The 23,108-nt window shown below is 47.3% G+C and carries 18 protein-coding genes, 4 tRNA genes and 2 pseudogenes; 5 read left to right on the top strand and 19 right to left on the bottom strand.

Annotation, left to right across the window (positions count from 1 at the left end; translation table 11 throughout):
* Nucleotides 1-2 precede the first annotated feature (2 nt).
* From N5E87_RS03110 to N5E87_RS03055, 12 genes and pseudogenes are all read right to left on the bottom strand, one after another.
* Nucleotides 3-701, bottom strand: a complete 699-nt coding sequence (locus tag N5E87_RS03110; protein ID WP_086904177.1) for a cytochrome c1 — start codon at nucleotides 699-701, stop codon at nucleotides 3-5.
* Nucleotides 701-1,915 carry a cytochrome bc complex cytochrome b subunit gene (locus tag N5E87_RS03105; protein ID WP_011715793.1) on the bottom strand — a complete coding sequence of 405 codons (1,215 nt, stop codon included), beginning with the start codon at nucleotides 1,913-1,915 and terminating at the stop codon, nucleotides 701-703. The genes N5E87_RS03110 and N5E87_RS03105 overlap by 1 nt, the downstream gene beginning before the upstream one ends.
* A complete protein-coding gene (gene petA / locus N5E87_RS03100) occupies nucleotides 1,915-2,505 on the bottom strand; it encodes a ubiquinol-cytochrome c reductase iron-sulfur subunit (RefSeq protein WP_086904176.1) in 591 nt (196 codons plus the stop codon). Before petA ends, N5E87_RS03105 begins: the two co-directional genes overlap by 1 nt.
* A 368-nt stretch (nucleotides 2,506-2,873) precedes the next feature.
* Entirely contained in the window at nucleotides 2,874-3,767 is an 894-nt protein-coding gene (hflC, locus tag N5E87_RS03095; RefSeq protein ID WP_086904175.1) for a protease modulator HflC, read from the bottom strand.
* 3 nt (nucleotides 3,768-3,770) lie between these two features.
* On the bottom strand, nucleotides 3,771-4,916 hold the full coding sequence (gene hflK, locus N5E87_RS03090) for an FtsH protease activity modulator HflK (RefSeq protein ID WP_011715790.1): 1,146 nt from the start codon (nucleotides 4,914-4,916) through the stop codon (nucleotides 3,771-3,773).
* Between the two features lie 36 nt (nucleotides 4,917-4,952).
* Nucleotides 4,953-6,260, bottom strand: coding sequence for a ribosome rescue GTPase HflX (gene hflX, locus N5E87_RS03085; RefSeq protein WP_086904174.1), 1,308 nt, complete (start codon nucleotides 6,258-6,260; stop codon nucleotides 4,953-4,955).
* A gap of 24 nt (nucleotides 6,261-6,284) precedes the next feature.
* Nucleotides 6,285-6,557 carry an RNA chaperone Hfq gene (gene hfq / locus N5E87_RS03080; RefSeq protein WP_011070934.1) on the bottom strand — a complete coding sequence of 91 codons (273 nt, stop codon included), beginning with the start codon at nucleotides 6,555-6,557 and terminating at the stop codon, nucleotides 6,285-6,287.
* A gap of 92 nt (nucleotides 6,558-6,649) precedes the next feature.
* Nucleotides 6,650-7,576: a tRNA (adenosine(37)-N6)-dimethylallyltransferase MiaA gene (gene miaA / locus N5E87_RS03075; protein ID WP_041416990.1), complete on the bottom strand. Its 927-nt coding sequence runs from the start codon at nucleotides 7,574-7,576 to the stop codon at nucleotides 6,650-6,652.
* Complete coding sequence (mutL, locus tag N5E87_RS03070) at nucleotides 7,569-9,503, bottom strand: DNA mismatch repair endonuclease MutL (RefSeq protein ID WP_086904173.1); 1,935 nt, start codon at nucleotides 9,501-9,503, stop codon at nucleotides 7,569-7,571. Before mutL ends, miaA begins: the two co-directional genes overlap by 8 nt.
* A gap of 13 nt (nucleotides 9,504-9,516) precedes the next feature.
* A complete protein-coding gene (locus tag N5E87_RS03065) occupies nucleotides 9,517-10,908 on the bottom strand; it encodes an N-acetylmuramoyl-L-alanine amidase (protein WP_086904172.1) in 1,392 nt (463 codons plus the stop codon).
* Between the two features lie 8 nt (nucleotides 10,909-10,916).
* The gene (gene tsaE, locus N5E87_RS03060) at nucleotides 10,917-11,375 is read right to left on the bottom strand and encodes a tRNA (adenosine(37)-N6)-threonylcarbamoyltransferase complex ATPase subunit type 1 TsaE (RefSeq protein WP_086904171.1); all 459 of its coding nucleotides are present in this window, start codon (nucleotides 11,373-11,375) and stop codon (nucleotides 10,917-10,919) included.
* Between the two features lie 79 nt (nucleotides 11,376-11,454).
* Nucleotides 11,455-11,760: pseudogene (locus N5E87_RS03055) on the bottom strand (NAD(P)H-hydrate dehydratase); the annotation flags it as partial.
* Nucleotides 11,761-11,870: 110 nt separating this feature from the next.
* On the opposite strand from N5E87_RS03055, the gene N5E87_RS03050 reads away from it, so the two are divergent.
* Nucleotides 11,871-13,079 (top strand): IS4-like element IS10A family transposase, encoded by a 1,209-nt coding sequence (locus N5E87_RS03050; RefSeq protein ID WP_088585397.1) that lies wholly within the window; start codon nucleotides 11,871-11,873, stop codon nucleotides 13,077-13,079.
* Between the two features lie 15 nt (nucleotides 13,080-13,094).
* Here N5E87_RS03050 and N5E87_RS03045 read toward each other — a convergent pair.
* The 7 genes and pseudogenes from N5E87_RS03045 to orn form a co-directional block, all read right to left on the bottom strand.
* Nucleotides 13,095-14,291, bottom strand: a pseudogene (locus N5E87_RS03045) (NAD(P)H-hydrate dehydratase); the annotation flags it as partial.
* A 244-nt stretch (nucleotides 14,292-14,535) separates the two neighbouring features.
* The gene (locus N5E87_RS03040; protein WP_011621393.1) at nucleotides 14,536-14,991 is read right to left on the bottom strand and encodes a hypothetical protein; all 456 of its coding nucleotides are present in this window, start codon (nucleotides 14,989-14,991) and stop codon (nucleotides 14,536-14,538) included.
* Nucleotides 14,992-15,552: 561 nt separating this feature from the next.
* Nucleotides 15,553-15,628 (bottom strand) — tRNA-Gly (locus tag N5E87_RS03035).
* A 122-nt stretch (nucleotides 15,629-15,750) separates the two neighbouring features.
* A tRNA-Gly gene (locus N5E87_RS03030) sits at nucleotides 15,751-15,826 on the bottom strand.
* 44 nt (nucleotides 15,827-15,870) lie between these two features.
* Nucleotides 15,871-15,946: transfer RNA gene (locus N5E87_RS03025), tRNA-Gly, on the bottom strand.
* 32 nt (nucleotides 15,947-15,978) lie between these two features.
* Nucleotides 15,979-16,054, bottom strand: a tRNA-Gly gene (locus N5E87_RS03020).
* A gap of 189 nt (nucleotides 16,055-16,243) precedes the next feature.
* Nucleotides 16,244-16,789, bottom strand: coding sequence for an oligoribonuclease (gene orn, locus N5E87_RS03015; protein WP_086902935.1), 546 nt, complete (start codon nucleotides 16,787-16,789; stop codon nucleotides 16,244-16,246).
* 112 nt (nucleotides 16,790-16,901) lie between these two features.
* Here orn and rsgA point away from each other — a divergent pair, with 112 nt between their 5' ends.
* The 4 genes from rsgA to N5E87_RS02995 all read left to right on the top strand — a co-directional run bounded on the left by rsgA (nucleotide 16,902) and on the right by N5E87_RS02995 (nucleotide 23,096).
* The gene (gene rsgA, locus N5E87_RS03010) at nucleotides 16,902-17,966 is read left to right on the top strand and encodes a small ribosomal subunit biogenesis GTPase RsgA (protein WP_086902936.1); all 1,065 of its coding nucleotides are present in this window, start codon (nucleotides 16,902-16,904) and stop codon (nucleotides 17,964-17,966) included.
* Between the two features lie 80 nt (nucleotides 17,967-18,046).
* On the top strand, nucleotides 18,047-18,925 hold the full coding sequence (gene asd, locus N5E87_RS03005; protein ID WP_011627258.1) for an archaetidylserine decarboxylase: 879 nt from the start codon (nucleotides 18,047-18,049) through the stop codon (nucleotides 18,923-18,925).
* A 14-nt stretch (nucleotides 18,926-18,939) separates the two neighbouring features.
* Entirely contained in the window at nucleotides 18,940-19,824 is an 885-nt protein-coding gene (locus N5E87_RS03000) for a DMT family transporter (protein WP_279775048.1), read from the top strand.
* Between the two features lie 68 nt (nucleotides 19,825-19,892).
* Complete coding sequence (locus N5E87_RS02995; RefSeq protein WP_055646863.1) at nucleotides 19,893-23,096, top strand: mechanosensitive ion channel domain-containing protein; 3,204 nt, start codon at nucleotides 19,893-19,895, stop codon at nucleotides 23,094-23,096.
* The last annotated feature ends 12 nt before the right edge of the window (nucleotides 23,097-23,108 follow it).

Here is a 23,108-nt window from a genome sequence, read left to right as displayed (position 1 = left end):
GCCTAGTGTACATCTTTCCAGTACTCTTTCTTCAAGAGGTAGGCCACAATAAAGAAGATAAACAGGAATCCAAGTACCCACCAACCTAGCGCTTTACGCTCTAACTTAACAGGTTCAGCCGAATAGACTAAGAAGCCAGTGATATCACGAACTGCTTGGTCGTACTCTTCTGCATTTAACTTACCACCAGAGACCACAATAGTGCCATCTTCTTGCTTAACAGGAGTGCCTTGCAGTTCTTCAAGAACATGTGGCATCCCCACAGATGGGAAGACAGTGTTGTTTACGCCGAATGGACGGCTTGGGTCTTTGTAGAAGCCTTTGAGGTATGAATACACCCAATCTTCGCCACGAACACGCGCTACTAAGGTTAAGTCTGGTGGAGTTGCACCGAACCACTTAGCCGCATCTTTGTGTGGAATCGCGTTTTGCATCAGCTCACCGATTTTGGCATCGGTAAACATGTACTTGCTACGCATATCATCGGCAGAAATACCGAGATCGTTCGCCACACGCTCATAGCGTTGATACTGAGTGCTGTGACAACCAGAGCAATAGTGTTGGAACATATCCAGACCACGCTCTAAAGAAGCCTTATCATGCAGATCAACATTGGCTTTTTCTAAATGTACATTGTGTCCACTCGCGGCCATTGCCAGCGTCGGGATCAATGTAACTAATGCAATCAGTAATTTTTTCATTAGTGTGTCAACCTCGCTGGAACAGGCTTAGTTTTCTCATTTTTGCTGTATAACCACAGTAATAAGAAGTAGCCGAAATACGTCACAGTGAAGATACGTGCAACAATAGTCAGCTCTGGTGTTGCAGGTACAGCGCCTAAGTAACCTAAGACGATGAACGATACAGCAAACTGAGCGATGTTCAACTTGTGCAGCGTGCTGCGGTAGCGAATTGACTTCACTTTACAACGGTCTAACCAAGGCAGCACGAACAGTACTGCAATCGACAGCCCCATCATTACCACACCGCCCAATTTATCGGGAACAGCACGTAAGATGGCGTAGAACGGAGTGAAGTACCATACAGGTGCAATGTGCTCTGGTGTCTTCATTGGGTTAGCCGCTTCAAAGTTTGGCTTCTCAAGGAAGTAACCGCCGCCTTCTGGGATGAAGAACAGCACGTAACAGAACACGATCAGGAAGCCCGCAACGCCCATAATGTCTTTAACTGTATAGTATGGGTGGAATGGAATACCATCAACTGGCCAGCCATTCTCGTCTTTGTTCTTCTTGATTTCGATACCGTCTGGGTTGTTTGAACCCACTTCGTGCAGAGCGATTAAGTGTAAGAACACTAAAACCACTAACACTAATGGCAGTGCGATAACGTGCAGCGCGAAGAAACGGTTCAGTGTCGCGCCAGAGATCACGTAGTCACCACGGATCCACAGGGTTAAGTCATCACCGATAACAGGGATAGCACCGAACAGAGAAATAATTACCTGCGCGCCCCAGTAAGACATTTGTCCCCATGGCAGCAAGTAACCCATAAAGGCTTCAGCCATCAGCACGAGGAAAATCAACATACCGAAGAGCCACAGCAGTTCTCTAGGCTTTTGATATGAACCGTAAATCAGACCACGGAACATATGTAAGTAGATCACCACGAAGAATGCAGACGCACCCGTTGAGTGCATATAACGCAATAACCAGCCGTACTCTACGTCACGCATGATGTATTCAACAGAGGCGAACGCACCTTCTGCTGTTGGTACATAGTTCATGGTCAACCAGATACCCGTCAGTAATTGGTTAACCAATACCAACATGGCTAATGAACCGAAGAAGTACCAGAAGTTAAAGTTAGTTGGCGTCGCATACTGACCCACGTGACGGTTATAAGTCGCCGTCATTGGGATACGCGCATCGATCCAATTAATTAAATTCTTAACCATTACGCCACTCCTTTATCTACACCGATGATAACGGTGCCATCATCAACGTATTGATGTGGAGGGATAACTAGGTTCAATGGAGCTGGAACGCCTTGGAATACGCGGCCCGCCATATCGAACTTAGAACCATGACATGGACAGAAGAAACCAGAAGTCACGCCTTGAACTTGCTCACCAAATGAATCTGGTAAATAAGTTGGTGAACATCCTAGGTGGGTACAAATACCGACGGCAATAAAATACTCTGGCTTAATAGAACGCAGAGAATTTGTTGCATATTCAGGTTGTTGCATTTCTGCAGACGCTGGATCTCTTAGCTTATCGTCGTGTGTTGGCAGTTCATTAATCACTGCTTCTGTGCGACGGACAACCCATACAGGTTTTCCACGCCATTCAACACGGATCAGCTGACCTGGCTCAATTTTACTGATATTTACTTCTACCGGCGCACCTGCGGCTTTCGCCTTGGCACTCGGATTCCATGACTTGATGAAAGGAACCGCTACAGCGACGGCACCAGCACCACCTACTACGGCGGTTGCGGCTGTCAGGAATCTGCGACGTCCGGTATCGACTGGCGCATTGCTCATCCACTTATCTCCCAGAGGGTGTTGGAATTTTTGTTTTTCAAAGACTTTCTGCCACCTAGTTATCACCATGGGCAAAAATCGAAGTTTGAAGCGGGGCTCATTATAGCTAAAAATTAGAAGCAGATCATAGTGAAAACACTCAACTAAGTTAGGGAGATTGCGTGTTTTTTAAAAAATGGACAAAAAAAGCACAACTATTAAGCGATTTTAATCGTTTTGATATACTTTTTGAGCAAATGGACTGTGAGGTCGGCATAATCCATGCATCGCTAATATAATTCCAGCTCCCATTTTGTCACTTTACCTTTTCCTGCTGATAAAAAAATGGGCCCTGTTTTCAGGACCCATTTCAATACACTATTGATTGCTTACTTCTTAGGTGAAGTGCTCTTCATATATTTGAAGAACTCGCTATCAGGTTCTAACACCATGACATCAGAGTTACCGGAGAAACTCGCACGGTAAGCATCTAAGCTACGTAAGAAGCTGAAAAACTCAGGATCTTTACTGTAAGCATCAGAATAAATTTTCGCGGCTTGCGCATCACCTTCACCGCGGATGGTTAAGGCTTTACGCTCGGCTTCAGCAATCTTCACAGTCACGTTGGCATCAATGGTCGCACGGATAATTTCAGACTGCTCTTTACCCTGTGCTCTATGCTCTTTAGCAACCGCTTGACGCTCGGCACGCATACGTTGGTAAATGCTGTTGCTCACGTTTGCGGGTAGGTTGATTTGCTTCACACGCACGTCAACCACTTCAATACCTAAGTCTTTAGCGCTTTCAGAGGCGTTTTCTAACGCATCATTTTGCAGCTCATCACGTTTACCTGAAACAATTTCCTTGATAGTGCGACGACCAAACTCGGTACGTAAATCGTTGTTGATCTTACGTTGCAGTAAGGTCTCTGCATTCGACTTAATCCCGCCGTTAGTGGAGAGGTAGTATTTTTCGAAGTCGAAAATACGCCACTTCACATAGGAGTCGACCATCAAATCTTTTTTCTCAGAGGTGACGAAACGATCGGCCGCACCATCTAAGGTTTGGATACGCGCATCGAGTAACTTCACTTTATCGATCACAGGCACTTTAAAGTGTATGCCTGGGGCGAAAACGCGGGTCACTGGTTTGCCGTCAACGTTGTCTTTAACGATTTCACCGAAACGCGCCACAATCGCTCGCTCGCCTTCGTTAACCACCATCACAGATGACAGACCTATGCCTAATACGATGGCAATCAGAACAATACCTAATCTACCCATGGATTACTCCCTCCCTTGGCGAGCACGGTCCTCGCGAGAAGGGCGTCCACTCAAAGGCTCACCAATGCGAGTCGTTGACATAGATGAAGAATTGACGTTCTGCTGAGCCTTATGCTCAACCTCTGGCGTAGTCACAGGCTTCTCTTTCATTAACTTGTCTAAAGGCAAATACATTAAATTGCCATTGTTCTTGGCGTCGATTAGTACCTTGTTGGTATCTGTCATCACCTGCTGCATTGCATCGAGATACAAACGCTTACGGGTCACTTCAGGTGCCGCTTGGTACTCTGGTAACAGCAACTCGAAACGAGCCACTTTACCGCGAGCTTCAAGAATTTCACGCTCTTTATAGGCATTCGCTTGTTGCGCCATACGCTCAACTTCACCGCGCGCTTTAGGCTCAACTTCACGGGCATAAGCTTCGGCTTCACGGATAAAGCGTTGTTCGTCTTCTTGCGCCGCAATCGCATCGTCGAAAGCATCTTTCACTTCTTCAGGTGGACGCGCTGGCAAAAAGTTAACGTCAACAATGGCTAAGCCTAATTTGTACGGCTCAATGATGCGCTCGAGTTCTTTCCAAGTGTCGCGACGAATCGCATCACGACCCGTGGTCAGAATATCGTCCATCTTGTTGTGGCCGATAACATAACGCAGCGCACTGTCTGTGGCTTCGCGTAAGCTGGCATTCGCATCAACGGCACTGAACAGATAAGAATACGCATCAAGAATACGATACTGTACGTCCAACTCGACCTTCACGACGTTTTCATCTGAGGTCAACATGCTGCCAGAAGCAGGAATGGAGCGAACAGACTGCACATCAACGGGATAAATCTGGTCGATAAACGTAGCCTTCCAATGCAGACCAGGTCCCACCTCACCAATGTGCTGACCAAAACGCAGCGCAACACCACGCTCAGCTTCTTTAATGGTGTAAAAACCCGAGAGTCCCCAAACAACAAAAGCGATGGCAAGAATGATGATTAAGCTGAACGAACTAAAGCTCTGGCCTGATGAGCCATTGCCTTTGCCGCCAAAGCGTTTTGAAAGATTACGAAAAACCTCATCAAGGTCTGGTGGTCCTTTGTCGTTACCACCTTTATTTCCCCAAGGATCATTACCCTTGTTACCGGGCTCGTTCCAAGCCATTTAGCACTCCATAAGTGGATGAAATAAATTAGATTATTAACAAACAGCCTTTTCTGTCGACGGATCGAAGATAAAGGTTTCTAACTCACCCTGACTCTGTTTAGCTAATCGGCGCCAATCGGCATCCGATAAACGAACAGACAAAATACAGTTCCCCAGATCGTCGTACTCTTTCTGCTGTATCGCATCCAGTCGATAAAACTGGCCAAGATAATGTCCAGCAGTTGCCGGAATCTTAAGTGTAAACTCATGAATAACTTCACCAATTAACTCGGTGATCGCCTTCAGGAGCAGATCAAATCCCAAACGTTTTTGTGCCGAAAGCCAGACGCGTACCGGCTTACCACGTTCATCGTATTCAATGCGCGGCGCGACATCTTCAAGCAGGTCGATTTTATTACAAACGACCAACTGCATCACTTCAGCTGCATCGATATCTTCGAGCACGTTTTGCACCTGCTCGAAGTTATCCGCCATGTTTTCATCAGCACAATCAACAATATGCAGCAGCAATTCCGCTTGACGCGTTTCCTGCAATGTTGCCTTAAACGCGGCAACCAGATCGTGTGGTAAATGGCGAATAAAACCTACAGTATCCGCTAAAATCACGGCACCGTCGGGCAGATCTAACTTTCTCAATGTGGGATCGAGTGTGGCAAATAGCTGGTCGGCTGCATAAACATCAGATGAGGTTAAGGCATTAAACAGCGTTGACTTGCCCGCGTTGGTATAACCCACTAATGAGACTGTTGGCATGTCACTACGCTTACGGGCGCGGCGACTCTGCTCACGTTGTTTATCAACACGCTCTAAGCGTTTATTGATATTTTTAATGCGGCCCCTGAGCAAACGTCTATCGGTCTCTAGCTGGGTTTCACCCGGACCACGTAAACCGATACCGCCTTTTTGGCGCTCAAGGTGAGTCCAACCACGCACAAGACGCGTCGACATGTGGCGCAATTGCGCTAGCTCCACCTGTAACTTACCTTCATGGGTCCGAGCACGTTGAGCGAAAATATCCAAGATCAGCGTGGTTCGGTCCAATACTCGGCACTGACACACCTGTTCAAGGTTTCGCTCTTGAGCAGGACTCAAGGCGTGATTGAAAATAACCACATTAGCCTCAGTAGCAGCCACTAATGCAGCTAACTCCTCGGCTTTACCAGAACCAATAAAAAACTTACGGTCTGGTGAGCGTCGACTTCCAGTAATGACCCCGACTGAGCGTGCTCCAGCTGATTCTACTAATAGCTGTAACTCGACTAAGTCTTCTCGGCGTTCCTCATCGGAAAAGTCGATATGGACAAGAACCGCTGTTTCTCCCGCCTCATAACGATCAAACAAGAAGCAAACTCCTCAAACTAAAACTTATTCGCCACTTGGCATATCGTCTTGCGCGCCATAACCGCCCTGGGCATTTTGATGGCCAGCAACGTTAAATGGACGAGCAGGTACTACGGTAGAAATAGCGTGTTTGTAAACCATTTGGCTCACTGTGTTTTTCAACAGAATGACAAACTGATCAAACGACTCTACCTGTCCTTGGAGTTTAATGCCGTTTACCAAGTAAATTGATACAGGAACGCGCTCGCGGCGTAGTGCGTTCAAAAATGGGTCTTGTAAAGATTGCCCCTTAGCCATTTTATTATTTCCTTTTTAATTTATATAAAAATAAATCGTTATCAGTGAAGTTTTTTGTTTAGTTTTAGTATTATACAGCAAGGGCTAATAAGCTAGCGGCATTGACGCATAAGTGTAACTAAATTCCCCTCAGCACCACTTTCAAGCCAATTCAACTCTGGCCAACTACGCAACCATGTTAATTGACGCTTGGCTAATTGCCTAGTAGCGGCAACGGCTTTTTCGACCATAGTATCATAGTCAAATTCACCATCGAGATACTGCCAACATTGTCGATATCCCACGCAACGCATTGAGGGCAAATCTAAATGTAGGTCACCTCTCGCTTTCAGCTGGGCGACTTCATCAATAAAACCTTGCTCTAACATTATCCGAAAACGCTGCCCGATTAACTCATGCAGCACTTTGCGCTCACGGGGCGCAATGGCAAATTGCACCACATCGTAGGGTAAAGGAGCCGACTTGGTTTGAGTTAACTCGGTCAGACTCTTACCGCTTATTCTATATACTTCTATCGCTCTTGAAAGCCTTTGTGGATCATTAGGATGAATTCTTTCTGCCGATACGGGATCTATCTCCCTTAATTGCGCGTGCAGTGCTTCCCATCCGTTTGCGTCCGCTTCGGCTTGGATCTCGGCCCGAATCGCCTCATCGGCACTCGGTAACGGCGATAATCCTTCTAATAACGCCTTAAAGTACATCATGGTGCCGCCCACTAATACGGGGGTCTTTCCCATGCTAATAATCTGTTCAATCTCGCGCAGCGCATCGGCTCTAAAATCGGCGGCGGAGTAGCTCTCTGCTGGATCGCGGATGTCGATCAGTCGATGTGGACCTCGCGCTAATTCCTCGGCAGAGGGCTTAGCACTGCCAATGTCCATGCCACGATAGATCAATGCTGAATCAACCGAGATAATCTCACAATTATGCTTTTCGGCTAATTCGAGTGCTAAAGCGGTTTTTCCGGACGCCGTTGGTCCCATCAAAAAAACCACTTTTGGCTGTAATTCTTTATTCAATTGCTTGCTCTTCTAGCCACGATTGCCAAGGTAAGGATACTGCTTTATCGGCAATTTGCTGTCTTTTCTCTTCAGTTAACTGACTATAGGCCGCCCAAATATCCGCAGCCGAGGTAAATCCAGTTAAGCTCTGCTCTGCCAGCCACACTGCCAATGCATTAGGTGCTGGTGCTTCAAAACGTAGCGATTGCAACCACTCGGGGATCACCTTCGCTAACTGGCTATCCCTGAGATATGGGGGCACTTTTTTGATTATCAACTGCTGATAGCGAATTGTTAGTTCTAATCCTAATTGCCGGATAAGTGTTTCATGTTCTTCGAGTAATGCTGGCCAATCCGTATCGGCGGCTATCGACACTGGCATCAATAATGGCTGACCTATCAAACCAGTTGCCAGCTTTGTTTCTATCTCATGGCTACGTGTCGCTAACGCCACAGATTGAATCGGCAACAGACTCAAGTTTTGCCCCTGCGCTAATACCCAATATTGACCATTGAGTATGGCGGGCATTGCAAGCACGGGTTGATACGGCTTGTCCTGCACGCTATAGGATGGCGTTTGCAATAATTCGCCGTAACTGGCGATAGCCGCCTTAGAAGGAAGCTCGGCTCGGGCACGATTTTCCCCTGTCGAACCACTACGTGACTCCCGCGGAACCGCCATACTGCCGTAGGCATTGCTCTGCACGCCAGCGTACGGACGCGTGCTAGCAATATCCCGAGTACGCTCAGCTAGCTGAGAATCCCGTGATATCTCGGCGCGAGAAGTATCAACACGTGAAGCTTCATCCCAAGTTGAATGCGTTTTAGATTCAGGTGATTGCAGCTCGAAGGCATGATGCTCAGTTTGTGACTTCGCCTCAGATTCAGAGAGAGAGACCTCATCCCCAACCTGTGGCGAATTCGGCTCGAAAGGACGCTCAAAACCCAGCTCGCCCGCTTCTTCGAGCGCCGATTGCAGTGCCTGCAGAATATAATCATGCACATAACGGCTCTGATGAAAGCGCACTTCGTGTTTCGCCGGATGCACGTTAACATCCACCTGATGGGGATCGATATCCAGCATCAACACATAACCCGGCTGTTCGACCTCGGCTTTTTGAGCAAATGCTTGGCGCACCGCATGATTGACTAAACGGTCGCGCACTAAGCGGCCATTCACATAAAAGTAATGGGTGTCGGTTAACACCGTTGACCAAGGCGACTGTAAATAACCACTTAAACGTAGGTCGTCGTGTTGGCATTCTACCCGCAACGCCTCATCGGCAAATTGGCGCCCAGCAACCTGAGTCAATCGCTGCAAATACTGCGGCTCATTCATCGCCGGACGATAGTTACGTACGGTTTTGCCATTGTGGGTCAAGGTAAAGTGGATATCCCCACGCACTAACGCAATGCGTTTTAACCATTCATCAATATGGGTAAATTCGGTTTTATCGCTTTTAAGAAAACGTCTACGGGCGGGCGTATTAAAGAACAGGTCGACAACTTCGATAGTTGAACCAACAGGATGTGCGGCCGGCATCACCTTAACCGCCATGTCGACGCCTTCGGCATAAGCCTGCCAGGCTTCCGTTTGCTCGGCCGTACGCGAGGTCAAGGTTAAGCGGGAAACTGAGCTGATACTCGCCAATGCCTCGCCGCGAAAGCCAAAGCTGAGGATGGCTTCAAGGTCGTCAAGGGAATGCAATTTCGAGGTGGCATGGCGCGACAAGGCTAAGGCCAGCTCATCCTTTGGGATCCCCGAACCATTGTCGCGGATCTTAATCAGCTTGCTGCCGCCCTTATCGATTTCGATATCGATACGCGTCGCCCCTGCATCTAGGCTGTTCTCGACAAGTTCCTTCACCACAGAAGCCGGCCGTTCGACCACCTCTCCGGCGGCGATTTGGTTGGCTAGTTGCGGCGGAAGGATCTGGATCCCCATAGACTTCATCCTATTAACTCTCAGGAATGACGAGTGTTTGCCCGAGTTGTACCACATCTGTCTTCATGCCATTGGCGCGCTTAATGCTTGCCATAGGCACTTGATAACGCTGAGCAATTGCCGAAAGTGACTCGCCGCGGCTCACCTTGTGTTTAATATTTCCCGAGGATGATTTCGCGCTCGTGCTAGCCGTTGTGCCACCGCTATTACGCTTCGCGAGCAAGGTGTCAGCTGGCGGGTTATTGTGGAAATAACGGCTAACGCCCTTATGGATAGCGGTTGCGATACTTTCCTGATGGCGACTGCTGTTGAGCAAGCGCTCTTCCTTCGGATTCGAGATAAATCCTGTCTCCACCAGAATGGAGGGAATATCGGGGGACTTTAATACCGCAAGGCTAGCAGACTCAGGGCGACTCTTATGCAGTTCAGTCACCGAGCCGAGATCCTTCAAAATATCCCCAGCAACAGAGTGACCTATAGCCATCGAACTGTTCATAGACATGTCGAGCAGAGTCATTGCAAGATACTGTTCGTTATCGGTATTTTGGATAATTTCCCCTGCACCTCCCAAGAGTTCTGAGTGTTTCTCTTTTTGCTCTAACCAACGACCAATTTCACTGTTCGCGCGGCGCATCGACAATACCCACACTGACGCCCCCTTTGGCTGAGGTGAGGTAAAGGCATCGGCGTGGATAGAAATCAGTAAATCGGCTTTACTGTTACGGGCAAGCTCGGAGCGCTTGTTCAAATTCACAAAGTAATCGCCGGTACGGATCATCACGGCGCGCATACCCGGCGTGTCGTTGATCTTACTGGCCACTCTTTTTGCTATTTCCAGTGCGACTTTTTTCTCGTAAACACCTGAAGGCCCAATAGAACCAGGATCATCACCACCGTGGCCCGCATCAATGGCCACCACAATATCACGGGAGGATTGCGCCGATTGAGTCACCGTTTTAACGGGAGTTGAACTGACGACAGCGGTCGCCGTGGTTAAGGTTTTATCCTCGAGATCGACCACCAGACGATTACCATAGGGCGCCGTCACCGGTAGGGAAAACAGGTTAGCATTTAATGGCTTAACTAGATCGATCACCAAACGTAAATCACCTTTAGTGGGTGATTTGCTGACGCGAACCCCTTTAACCAATTTACTGTTGTTATCAATATTTTTCAGGCTCAGTTTTGTCGACGCCTTTTTCAGATCGACCACTAAACGATTGGGCCCATCGAGGGAAAAATAAGTGTAATTAGGCGCTTCGCTCAAATCGAACACCACCCGGGTCGACTCTGGGGCAGCCCAAATACGCACGCCCTCAAGCTGGTTAGCCGCGTGGGCTGCTACAGCAAAAAAAGCGCACAGAAAAAAAGTAATAGTTTGAAAGTAATGCTTATTTTTAGTCATCTTTGTTTTTATTTTATTGCGGCTAATAGCTTTTTACCTGATTCTGTTAAGGCTCGAATTTGGATTTCACGTCCTTGGTTAACATAATTTAAATGCAGGTGAATATCGGCATCGGGCAAGAGTCCATCACCTTTGTCGGGCCATTCCACAATGCACAGGCTGCTATCGGTAAAGTAATCACGGATCCCCATGAACTCGAGTTCTTCAGGATCGTTTAAACGATACAAATCAAAATGATAAACTTCGACACCGTCTAGCTCATAAGGTTCAACTAAAGTGTAGGTCGGGCTCTTTACCGCTCCTTTATGCCCTAATCCTTGGATTAAACCGCGGCTCAGAGTGGTTTTCCCCGCCCCTAAATCCCCCGTCAAATACAGAGTCAAAGGCGCTTGAATATGGCGGGCCAGTTTTTGCCCAACCGCAATAGTCTCGTCTTCGTTATTTAATTGAAAGGTTAACTCTGTCATTTCCGCTTTTATCACTGCTGTTATAGATGGAGGAGGCAACTTAAGCGCGGGAATGCCCCGCGCTTAAGTTTTACAGCGCCTAGAGTAAATCACTATTTACTAATTGGCGAATAAAAGGCATCAAATCGCTGGCTAACATGCCCCGTTCACCCTGCACTGCAGCCAAATCCGCCGCGCAGCCATGAACGACAACCCCAACAACGGTCGCCTGCATGTTATCCATTCCTTGAGCCATAAGTGCGCCTATAATACCAGATAACACATCGCCGCACCCACCACTCGCAAGCCCAGGATTTCCAACAGGTGCCACGACCATCTGTTTTCCATCAAAAATGACTGTACCCGCACCTTTAAGCAGCACCACGCCACCATATTTTTGCTGCAAAGCACTGAAGAATCCCCTGATGATTTACAAATAAATCATCAAATTAGAGTGGAAGCGCATCTTGTTGCATGATCAAATGGTTTCGCTAAAAACTACACTTGGACAACAAGATGCGCGAAGCCAATATCCTACAACATTCTTTACACCAATACTGCCCAGAACTTCACCTAAAACGATTAAACAGCTTGATGCTGGCCTCTAAGGCACTGATTGAATGTAAGACACTGACCTTGACTGAGTTAGGTCGAAATTTACCAACCACGGCCCGAACCAAGCACAACATCAAGCGCATTGATCGTTTGCTCGGCAACACGCATCTGCATCAAGAACGGTTAGCTGTCTACCAATGGCATGCCCGCCTCATCTGTTCTGGTAACCCTATGCCGATTGTGCTCGTCGATTGGTCAGACATCCGAGAGCATAAACGCATCATGGCTCTGCGCGCCTCAATAGCCTTCAATGGCCGCTCTATTACCCTGTATGAGAAGTCCTATCCCCTATCAGAACAATGCTCTAAGGCCTCCCACAACGGTTTTTTAGCGGACTTAGCCAAGATTTTACCTTTGCATGTTACCCCTCTCATCGTGACTGACGCGGGGTTCAAAGTGCCTTGGTACAAAGAGGTTGAGGCGCATGGTTGGTTTTGGCTAAGCCGTATTCGCGGTACAGTTCAATTTGCAGATATTGGCGCTGAAAATTGGCGTGCAGTTCGCAGTACACATGACTTGGCCAACGGTCAAGCGAAGAGCCTGGGTTGTAAGACCTTGACCAAAACTAACCCTATCAATTGCCATCTCACGCTTTATCGTAGCAAACCTAAGGGGCGTACAAATCAGCGTTCAACGAGGACTAATTGCCACCATCCATCGGCAAAAACGTACTCAACATCGGCGAAAGAGCCTTGGGTGTTAGCCAGCAATTTACCACCAGAATCTCGGAGCCCAAAGCAGCTGGTAAACCTGTACGCCAAACGTATGCAAATAGAGGAAACCTTTCGTGACCTCAAAAGCCCGGCATACGGCTTTGGCTTACGCCAAAGTCGTACCAACAGTCCAGAGCGATTCGACATCATCCTACTGATAGCGTTGATGGTTCAATGCCTGTTGTGGCTAGTTGGTTTACACGCACAGCAACAGGGCTGGGATAAGCATTTTCAGGCCAATACCATTGGGCATCGAACGGTACTCTCAACGATTCGCTTGGGATTGGAGGTACTCAGGCGGCCTGATTATCAAATCACGGAGAAAGAATTGCTGGCGGCCTGGGTATTATTCGCCAATCAGTTGCTCAAATATGGCTATGCTATGGCTGATTTATGAGGGGATCCTTCAGTGCAAAGCACGCACGGCTGCAAATCTATCCTGCTCAATGTCGGCGACACTGCATCCCAAGAGCCGCGCAGCTTCCCCTGGATGAGGCGTGAGTACCCAGTTAGTTTGCCTGCGTGGTTCTTGACTGAGCAGATTCAAGGCATCGGCATCGAGCACACAGGGTTTATCGCTTAAGCCCGCGGCTTTAAACAAGTTATAACCCCAGTCGTGTTTTCCTAAACCGGGGCCAAGTACCACCACCTGTGCCCAACCTAGGCGCAGATAGACTTCCATATCGACCAGTTCACAGCCCCAAAACATCAATTCGGGGCGCGAGACGTTTACTGTCAGTTGATGCTCTGGCCTGCTGATCACAGTCACCAATCCGGCGCCCGCACGTAAGCAGGCTTCACTGGCGAGGCGAATGGCTCCTGCCATACCAAAATCACCACCGATCAGCGTTACCTTACCCGATTGCCCCTTGTGGCTGTCCCGTGCTCTTGCGGCAAAATGGCTTTTTAACATTTCACCGCCGACTCGCGTTGCACTCTCAGCATCGAAAAATGGCGTTAATCCCAGATCGGCAAAGGCTAAATGGCCGCAGTGGTGTCTCGCCTTACTGGTCAAAAGCCCCTGTTTTAATCCACCAAAGCACAGAGTGACATCCGCCATCACGGCGACCTGAGCGACAACGCCAGTATCGGCAACGATCCCCGAGGGCAAATCTAAACTCAGCACCCAAGCTTCACTCTGATTGACGGCATAGATCAGTGCAGCAATATCCTGACGTACGGCGCCCTTAACTCCCGTGCCCAGTAAACCATCGATAATGACTGGCGCCTGCTGTATCGCTTCGATATTTGGGGAATCGATAACACCGCCCTTGGTTAGATAGGCAGAAAGTGCCTGCTCGAATTCAGCTGTGCCTTGGGTCTTGAGTAAGTACACCTTGACCTGATGCCCTGCTTCTAAGGCTAGGCGCGCGCAGACTAGCGCATCGGCACCATTATTGCCGCAGCCAGCTAACACCAGTAAAGGCATTCCTTCAAGAAAAGGATGTTGTTCACGCTGCTGAGTAAAACACTCGAACGCCGCACGACCTGCACGTTCAACTAATTGATATAAAGTGGTTTCACCTTCTGAAACAGCAAGCAATTCAGCGGCTCTCACCTGCTGCTGCGTATAAAGCGCCGTGGGTAAACTCGATAAATCTTGTGCCATAGAGGATCTCCTGCGCGACAAATAATCAAAAGGACAGCTCACCTAACACACCCTGTGATTGGTGAGAACCAAGCATTACAAGGTCAAATCAACCAATGAGATCAAGAAAGTAGCAAAAACCGCCCCAAAAAATTATGACGTAAATCAGTTGCCATGCAAAAAGCGTCCAAAGTGAAAAATACTCATCCGGTAAAGACAACAAAGCCAGCATTACGCTGGCTTTGAAAGGTCATTCTGAATCGAATTAGATATCGTCCATCCGAATTGTGCTATGCACCAAACGTTGCTGCTGAGTTTTCTCTACTCGAATCAGGCCCTCTAATGCGGTGCGCGCATCCTCGGCAGTAGTTGAGTTAACGGTTTTTTCCAATAAGCCGATCAGTCGATTTTCTAAATCGAGGTGCAGATTAAGCACATCATCTTCGGTCATATTGGCGGGTAACATAGTGTCTTGGCAGCGCTTAGTAAAGTCTTCAAATACAAAGTCTTTATACCAAGTATCTAATACTCTAACGGGCGCCTCATCCATATAATCACGCAATTTTTCAGCCACATGTTTTTGGTGAGACTCAAAATATTCCAGCATCATCTTCACGCGGGCAGAATCGGCCTGATTGTTCAGTCGGCCATAGAGTTGCGCCATATCTAAGCGGCAGTTCGCCACATACTCAAGTAAATCACGCAATTGTTGAATACGCATATAATGCACTCCAGTGTTAAGCCAACTACTTGGCGCTATTAACTTTGTCTGGATTCATTATGTAAGTAAAAGCGTTGCGAATATTTGAACAAGGTCATAATTTAACTTTCGCAACGCCATCTAATTTAGGAAATCTTGAAGAAACAAGGCGCAGATCACGCATTAACCTTGCAGTTTTATTTTTTACATAATAGAAAACATCAGCGATAACAGCCGCAGAGCAGGCAAAGTGTGCCCATACTTAACCGCATTAGCATTAAAAATAACCGTGCAAACAAAGGTTAATAAATTGCAGCGATGAAAGTACGAAAAAAGCGCTTGGAGTAATCAACAACGAAACAGACATGCTAAGCAAACAGAAAAGCAAAATAGCACTGCGTAAGTTGCGATATATCTGTTTGAAATAGAGAAGATTTTATGAGGGAATGACGAGAAAAATTGGAGCGACATATCGGGTTCGAACCGATGACCTATACCTTGAAAAAGAAAGGTATCGCAATATCAAAAGCACAACTGAGCTAATGCGAATTGAGTACTTGATTATGGGGAGATTTAGAAAATTGGAGCGACATATCGGGTTCGAACCGATGACCTATACCTTGGCAAGGTATCGCTCTACCAACTGAGCTAATGTCGCATAACTATCGCTGTCACATCCGCCTTCAACATTCACAAAGGTATCGTCTATCAACCTTTATCAACTGAGCTAATGTTGCATAATTTGTATTTAATGACTTGGTGAATCACTAAATTTTTATTTGGAGCGACATATCGGGTTCGAACCGATGACCTATACCTTGGCAAGGTATCGCTCTACCAACTGAGCTAATGTCGCATAATTTTGTATTCAATGACTTGGTGAATCACTAAATTTGTATTTGGAGCGACATATCGGGTTCGAACCGATGACCTATACCTTGGCAAGGTATCGCTCTACCAACTGAGCTAATGTCGCATTTACATTTTAAGACTGTAACCGTCTGAAATTGGAGCGACATATCGGGTTCGAACCGATGACCTATACCTTGGCAAGGTATCGCTCTACCAACTGAGCTAATGTCGCCTTTTGTATCGCTGCCACATTTGCCTTGAACATTCACAAAGGTATCGTCTCCTAACCTTTATCAACTGAGCTAATGTCGCAATCACTTATATGAGCAGCGCTTCGTGTCCGCATCAAAAAGTTGAGGCCGCATTATATGAAAAATTTATGCGGCTGCAACCCCTTCTTGCAGATTTATCTGCTGATCGGTCAAATTTTAAATACTTTGCTGCGGTAATACTGTAATTCCGCGATCGACTCTTGGATATCTTGCAGCGCTTGGTGGGTATTTTGCTTTTTGAAACCCGCCATGGTTTCAGGGCTCCAACGCTTCACTAACTCTTTTACCGTGCTCACGTCGAGATTGCGATAATGGAAGTAGTCCTCCAGTTCACGCATATAACGATTTAAGAAACGACGGTCCTGGCCCACGCTGTTACCACACATAGGTGAGGCACCCTTAGGTACATATTGCTCTAAAAATGCGATGGTTTGTGCAACGGCCTGTGCTTCATTCACTTGGCTGGCACGCACTCTATCGATCAGACCCGATTCACCGTGGTGTTTTTGGTTCCAATCATCCATGGCTGCCAGCACATCATCCGATTGATGAATAGCAATTACAGGCCCCTGACCGATAATATTGAGTTCTTGGTCTGTTACTAAGGTAGCAATTTCAATGACTCTATCGACATCGGGTTCTAACCCTGTCATTTCGAGATCGATCCAAATGAGATTATTCGCGTCCGCCGCCATAATTCAGCCTTATCATGTCAGTTAGCCTAAATTCAGGCTTTTTTATTCAAGAGCGTGTATCATACTGCTTTTTTCAGACACAAAAAATCATCTAATTGACGAAGACAAATCAGTGAGTAAAAAGAAACCCCTAAGCCAAGGCCAATTACGCCGTATGCGCGCCAATCACGAGAAACGCCTCAATCGTGACAATGGTGATAAAAATGCGCCTGAGTTACAGGATAGCTCACTCGGCCCAGAACAGAGCGGAACCGTGATCTCCCGCTTTGGCCAACATGCCGATATTGAAACCGAAGATGGCCAAATCGTGCGCTGCAATATTCGCCGCACCATTAAAAGCTTAGTCACCGGCGATAAAGTGATTGTACGCCTCGCCATTGAAACCCAAGCCAACAGTGGCATTGCCGGCATTGTAGAAGCGGTACACCCTAGACGCTCTTCGCTCTCGCGTCCCGACTTATACGATGGCGTGAAAATTATCGCCTCGAATATCGACCAAATTTTGATTGTGTCGTCCGTGCTGCCTAGCTTTACCACCCAGATTATCGACCGCTACTTAGTGGCAGCCGAAGACACGGATATTCCGCCGATCATCATTTTGAATAAAATTGATCTGCTAACGCCAGAAGAAGCCCCCACCATCGAAGCCGCCTTAAAACGTTACGAAGATATCGGTTATCCCGTATATAAGGTCAGCAGTAAATTAGGCGAGGGGTTAGATACCATTAAAGCCCTGCTGAAAGATAAAGTGAGCGTATTTGCAGGCCAGTCCGGTGTAGGTAAATCTTCACTGGTTAACGCCTTACTGCCCGAAGCCGAATTATTGGTGGGCGATGTCTCCGACAACTCGGGGCTGGGCCAACACACGACCACCACGGCTAAATTGCTGCATTTACCCAGCGGTGGTGATTTAATTGATTCCCCCGGTGTGCGCGAATTTGCCCTCTGGCACTTACCCGCCCAACGTGTCGGTTGGTGTTTTATCGAATTTAGAGACTTTTTAGGTGGCTGCAAATTCCGCGATTGTAAGCATGGCGATGACCCAGGCTGCGCCTTAAAAGCCGCTGTCGATGCGGGTAAAATTAGCGAAGATCGCTTTAATAACTACCATCGTATTATCGCAAGCCTTGATGAGCAGCGCCACGCACGGCATTTCCGCGCCCAAAGCGATGAATAACTAACGCCATCGTCTCGCATAAAATTAACGTAAAACAAGTCTCAACCTAAGTTGAGCAACATAAAGGAAAGGAACATAAATTGGATAAAGTTAAAATTGCGCTGCAGTACATGCTGCCAAAGCACCTGTTATCTCGCTTAGTCGGTAAACTTGCCGCTTCCGAAGCTGGCGCATTAACGACTGCCGCGATTAAATGGTTTATCAAGCAATATAAAATCGATATGAGCGAAGCGGCTCAGAGCGAACCCGAAGCCTATAAAAGCTTCAACGACTTTTTTACCCGCGCACTTAAGCCTGGCATTCGCCCAATTAATACTGCGGCCAACATCATGGTGCATCCTGTTGATGGCGCCGTCAGCCAACTTGGTCCCATCAAGGATGGCCGTATTTTCCAAGCTAAAGGCCATCACTATTCCTCACTCACACTACTGGGCGACCAAGCCGAAGATGCCAAACGCTTCGAAGGCGGGGATTTTGCGACAATTTATCTGGCTCCAAAGGATTATCACCGCATCCACATGCCGATAAAGGGCACACTGTCGAAGATGACCTATGTACCAGGTGAGTTGTTTTCCGTTAACCCCTTAACGGCGCGCCATGTGCCAGGCCTGTTTGCTCGCAACGAACGTGTTGTGGCGATTTTTGAAACCGAGCTTGGCCCGCTAGCTATGGTATTAGTAGGTGCGACCATTGTGGCCAGTATCGAAACCGTGTGGGCAGGCACAATTACGCCACCAACGGGTAAGCAAGTGTTCACATGGGAATACCCAACAGTCGGTCCAGACGCCATTACCTTAGATAAAGGCGAAGAAATGGGCCGCTTCAAGCTTGGCAGTACCGTCGTCATGCTGTTTGCTAAAGATGCTATCGACACTTTCGCCGAAGGCGTTGAGCCAGAAGCCGTAACGCGTATGGGTCAAGCCTTTGCTAATCTCAAAAATCAGGCGTCAGCCGACTAACTACGGCGACCCAATTGAGCCAGACCAGTAAACCTTCGGGATTAATCGAATTACACTTAGCTGTGCTGATGTTTGGCGGCACAGCTTTGTTTTCCAAATTAATTCCTTTAAGCGCACTCGATATCACCTTCTTACGGTGTGTGGTCGCGGCCTTGGTCTTGGCATTACTCATCAAATTCCGTGGGAAATACTTAAGCCTTGCCAGCAAACAGGATTATCTGGTTGCTATCGGCTTAGGTGTGATAGTCAGCTTACACTGGGTCACCTACTTTGCCGCGATGCAACTCTCATCGGTCGCCATCGGCATGATTGCCTTCTTCACCTATCCAGTGATGACAGTTATTGCCGAGCCGTTATTAACAGGCAATAAAATCAAGCTGATGGATATTATCAGCGGTGTTTTAGTGCTGATAGGCGTAGTGCTATTGATCCCCGAAGCCAATCTTGGCAACGATACAACCTTAGGGATTGTGGTCGGGATTGTCTCGGCAATGTTATTTACCGCCCGTAACCTACTGCAAAAACGCTATTTTTCCCAATATAGTGGCCCCCACGCCATGTTTTATCAGACCCTAGTGGCGGCGGTGTTTCTTATGCCTTGGCATAAAACCGAGTTACAGACTATCTCCCTCGAGACCTGGGGCTTGATTGTGCTGCTCGGGGTCGTGTTTACTGCCGCGCCCCATGCGCTGTTCACCTCGGCATTGCGCCAATTAAGTGCTAAAACAGTAGGGCTAGTCTCCTGCCTTCAACCCTTTTATGGGGCCATGTTGGCTTTGCTGATTTTAGGTGAAGCACTGAATGTAAATACTTTGATAGGCGGAACCATCATAGTCGCCACCGCCATCTTTGAAACCCATCAATCCCACCAGTCACAACGGCGAAAAAAGAACATTTGAAACATACCAATCTTGGCCCAAGTTGGCTAAGATGAGTGCGTCTTTCGCCTCTAATTGCTTTTGCCTATATGCCACGTATTTTATTGTTCGTTATTGCTTTTTTGTCTTTTTCTCTCCATGCCAATTCGCCCTTGCAATTGGACAAGCGTCTTGGCCTAAACAACCAAAATCAGCAACAAAATATTAGCATTGACGATCAAATTGTTGAGCTTAAAAACAACATTGACAGACTGGCGGCCAATGCGAGCAGTTTTCAGCAGGCGCAGCTGGATTTTGAAAAAAATAAAAAGGTCATCGATCAGGGCTTAAAAGAGGCCACTAAGCCATTAAAGCTGGATAAAGGAACAGATCTTAACCAGCAAGCCTCGATGGCTTATTTACGCCTATCTGAGTTAAAAGAGAGCGAGGCGGCTCTCGGCAATCAAGTCAACGAACTACTACAGCGGCATAATCTACTGCCTTCCGTCATTGCCAATGCAAGACAAAATGTGCTGCAAAATAAAAAAACGGAATTGGCGCCTATCGATACGCCTGCGGGTGAATTACAACAAATACAGCGGATTTTCTTCGAACAGAGCCTAGCCACACATGAGGCCGAGCTTGCCAGTAGCCAAAAGCGTATCGAACTTACCCAGCTACAGTTACAGTTAGTTCGCCAGCAATTGAGCCAGCAAGAAGCCTTTATTGAAACTATCAATAAGGCGATCAACAAGCAGCGCCAACAACAAACCGATGCCACGCTGGCCAAGAATTTAGTTGATACCACTAAAGTCATCGATCCGATTACACGCAATATCGCCGATACCAATCAAATCTACGGCCAAAAACTGCAAACCTTAACCTTGCAAATCAATAACGTGGTAGAGCAGCAAGAACAGGCTGAGCTCCAATATCAATCCCAAGCCAAGCAACTCGCTAATATCCAAGAGCAAATTACTTGGGTCAAAATGAATTCCGCCTTTGGCGAACGCTTTTTGCAGATGTTGCAATCGCTGCCCAAACCGCCAAACCATGAAAAACTACAAACTCTTATCGCCGATGCGCGTCTCGACAGGTATCACCTAGAGCAACAGCAGGCACTCAACGAACAAGAACTCGAACAAGCCAATCTCTATAATGAGGGGCAGATTAAGTTGCTGCGCTCACAGCAAGCATTGCTGACTCAGCTAATGCAGAGTTATGACCAGTATTTGAGTGAACTAGGCAAGCTTAAAGTGAATTATCAGCAGCTTAGCCAACAGCACCTGACGCTAAAAAACACCCTAAACGAACATCTATTTTGGGTACCTAATGCCGCGAGCATTAACAAGCTCTGGCTCACCGATATTCAACGTAGCGCCCTATGGCTAATCCAACAGGCACAATGGGGACAACTGAGCAAAGCTTGGCAGGAGCAAAACGACTATTGGTCATGGTGGATCATTCTGCTAGTGCTCTGTTTAGTGGTTCAAGATTTAATAAAACCTAAATTCAATCGATTACTCGGCAACTATGCAACCTATGTGGGTAATGTGACTCAGGATAAATTTATTTATACCTTCAAATCCTTAGTCCTTAGCCTAGGTTATGCCTTAATCAAACCGCTCCCCATAGTGGCAGCAGGATGGATTTTCTATCAATCAGACCGTAACTTTGTGCAAGCGGTCGGCATGGGAATTTTAGCAATAGGATTGGTTTACCTATTGTATCGATTGATTTTTATTCTTGCTCTAGATAAAGGCGTATTGGTAGGTCACTTCAAACGCCCCTCAAAACTGATTCAGGCAGGCCAGCTCAGGCTCAAACACTTTGTATTTGTCGCCAGTCCCTTGCTTGGCATTATGGGCTTTACCGAAATACTCGATGCCTCGCTTATCCGCAACAGCATTGGCCGCGGCGCATTTATCTGTTTTTGTGTGGTGTTATTCTTGTTATACAAGGATATTTTGCTATTAAGCCGGCAAAATAGCGTTGCTCAAAAAGAGGGGAAGAACAAACGGCTGATCCAAAAAATGCTCTGGGCGCTATTGATCGCTGTTCCCCTGCTGAGCGCTGGGCTCGCCTTTAGGGGCTACTACTTCACCGCATTCCAAATGCTGTTGCAATTACAGCTATCGATCATATTGGGATTAAGCTTTTTACTTCTCTATCAATTAATTAAACGTTGGATGTTGATTGAGCGCCGCCGCATTGCCTTCGACCGCGCGAAAGCGAAACGGGCTGAGCGTTTAGCCCAACGGGAAAAGGGCGAAACACACCATAGCTCCAATGATGGCTTAGATACCTACGAAGAACCCGTAGTCGACCTCGAAACCATTTCGAGTCAGTCCCTTGGATTGGTGCGTTCCTTATTGCTACTGGCGTTTTTAGCCAGCTTGATTGGCCTGTGGACGCAAACCCATACAGCGCTGTTTTCCTTCTTGGATGGCATCACCCTCTGGACCACCAATACCAGCGTCAATGGTGTCGAGCAGCAGCTCCCCATCACCATGAAATCGCTGTTATTCGGCTTAATCGTCGTTGGCTTCTCGCTGATGATTGCGACCAATTTACCCGGTTTGCTTGAGCTGATGATCCTACAGCGTCTCGACCTGACACCGGGCACTGGCTTTGCTATCACCACAGTAAGTCGTTATTTAGTGGTATTTTTAGGCCTGCTGATTGGCTTTTCAAATCTCGGGATGGAATGGTCAAAACTGCAATGGTTGATTGCAGCCTTGTCACTGGGTCTCGGTTTTGGTTTGCAGGAGATTTTTGCCAACTTTATCTCGGGTTTGATTATTCTATTCGAAAAGCCAGTGCGTATTGGCGATACGGTGACAATCCGCGATCTCACCGGAACTGTGAGTAAAATCCAGATCCGTGCCACCACTATTATCGATTGGGACAGAAAGGAAATTATCATTCCTAACAAGGCTTTTATTACCGAGCAATTGATTAACTGGTCGCTGTCGGACCCTATTACCCGTGTCATTGTTTATGTGTCGGTTGCCCGCGATTCGGATCCAGCTAAAGTGGAAGCAACGCTTTATCAAGCGGTGCAAGAATGTGAAAATGCGCTGCCGAATCCAGAGCCAGAAGTGTGGTTTGCGGGCTTTGGTAAACATACTCAAGACTATGAAGTACGAGCCTATGCAAAAGATATGTCGGCACGCTGGCCACTACGCCACGATCTGCATAAACGCATTACCCGTAAGCTTAAAGAAAACAACTTGGAACTCGCCTATCCGCAAATGGAAATCCATATTAAAAATGGCCAAACTCGCGATCAGGTCGGCATAATCCGCAGTTAATAGGAAAAATCA

The sequence above is a fragment of the Shewanella sp. GD03713 genome (assembly GCF_029843705.1).
Taxonomy (GTDB): Bacteria; Pseudomonadota; Gammaproteobacteria; order Enterobacterales; family Shewanellaceae; genus Shewanella.
This window is presented reverse-complemented; position numbering and strand designations above follow the sequence as displayed.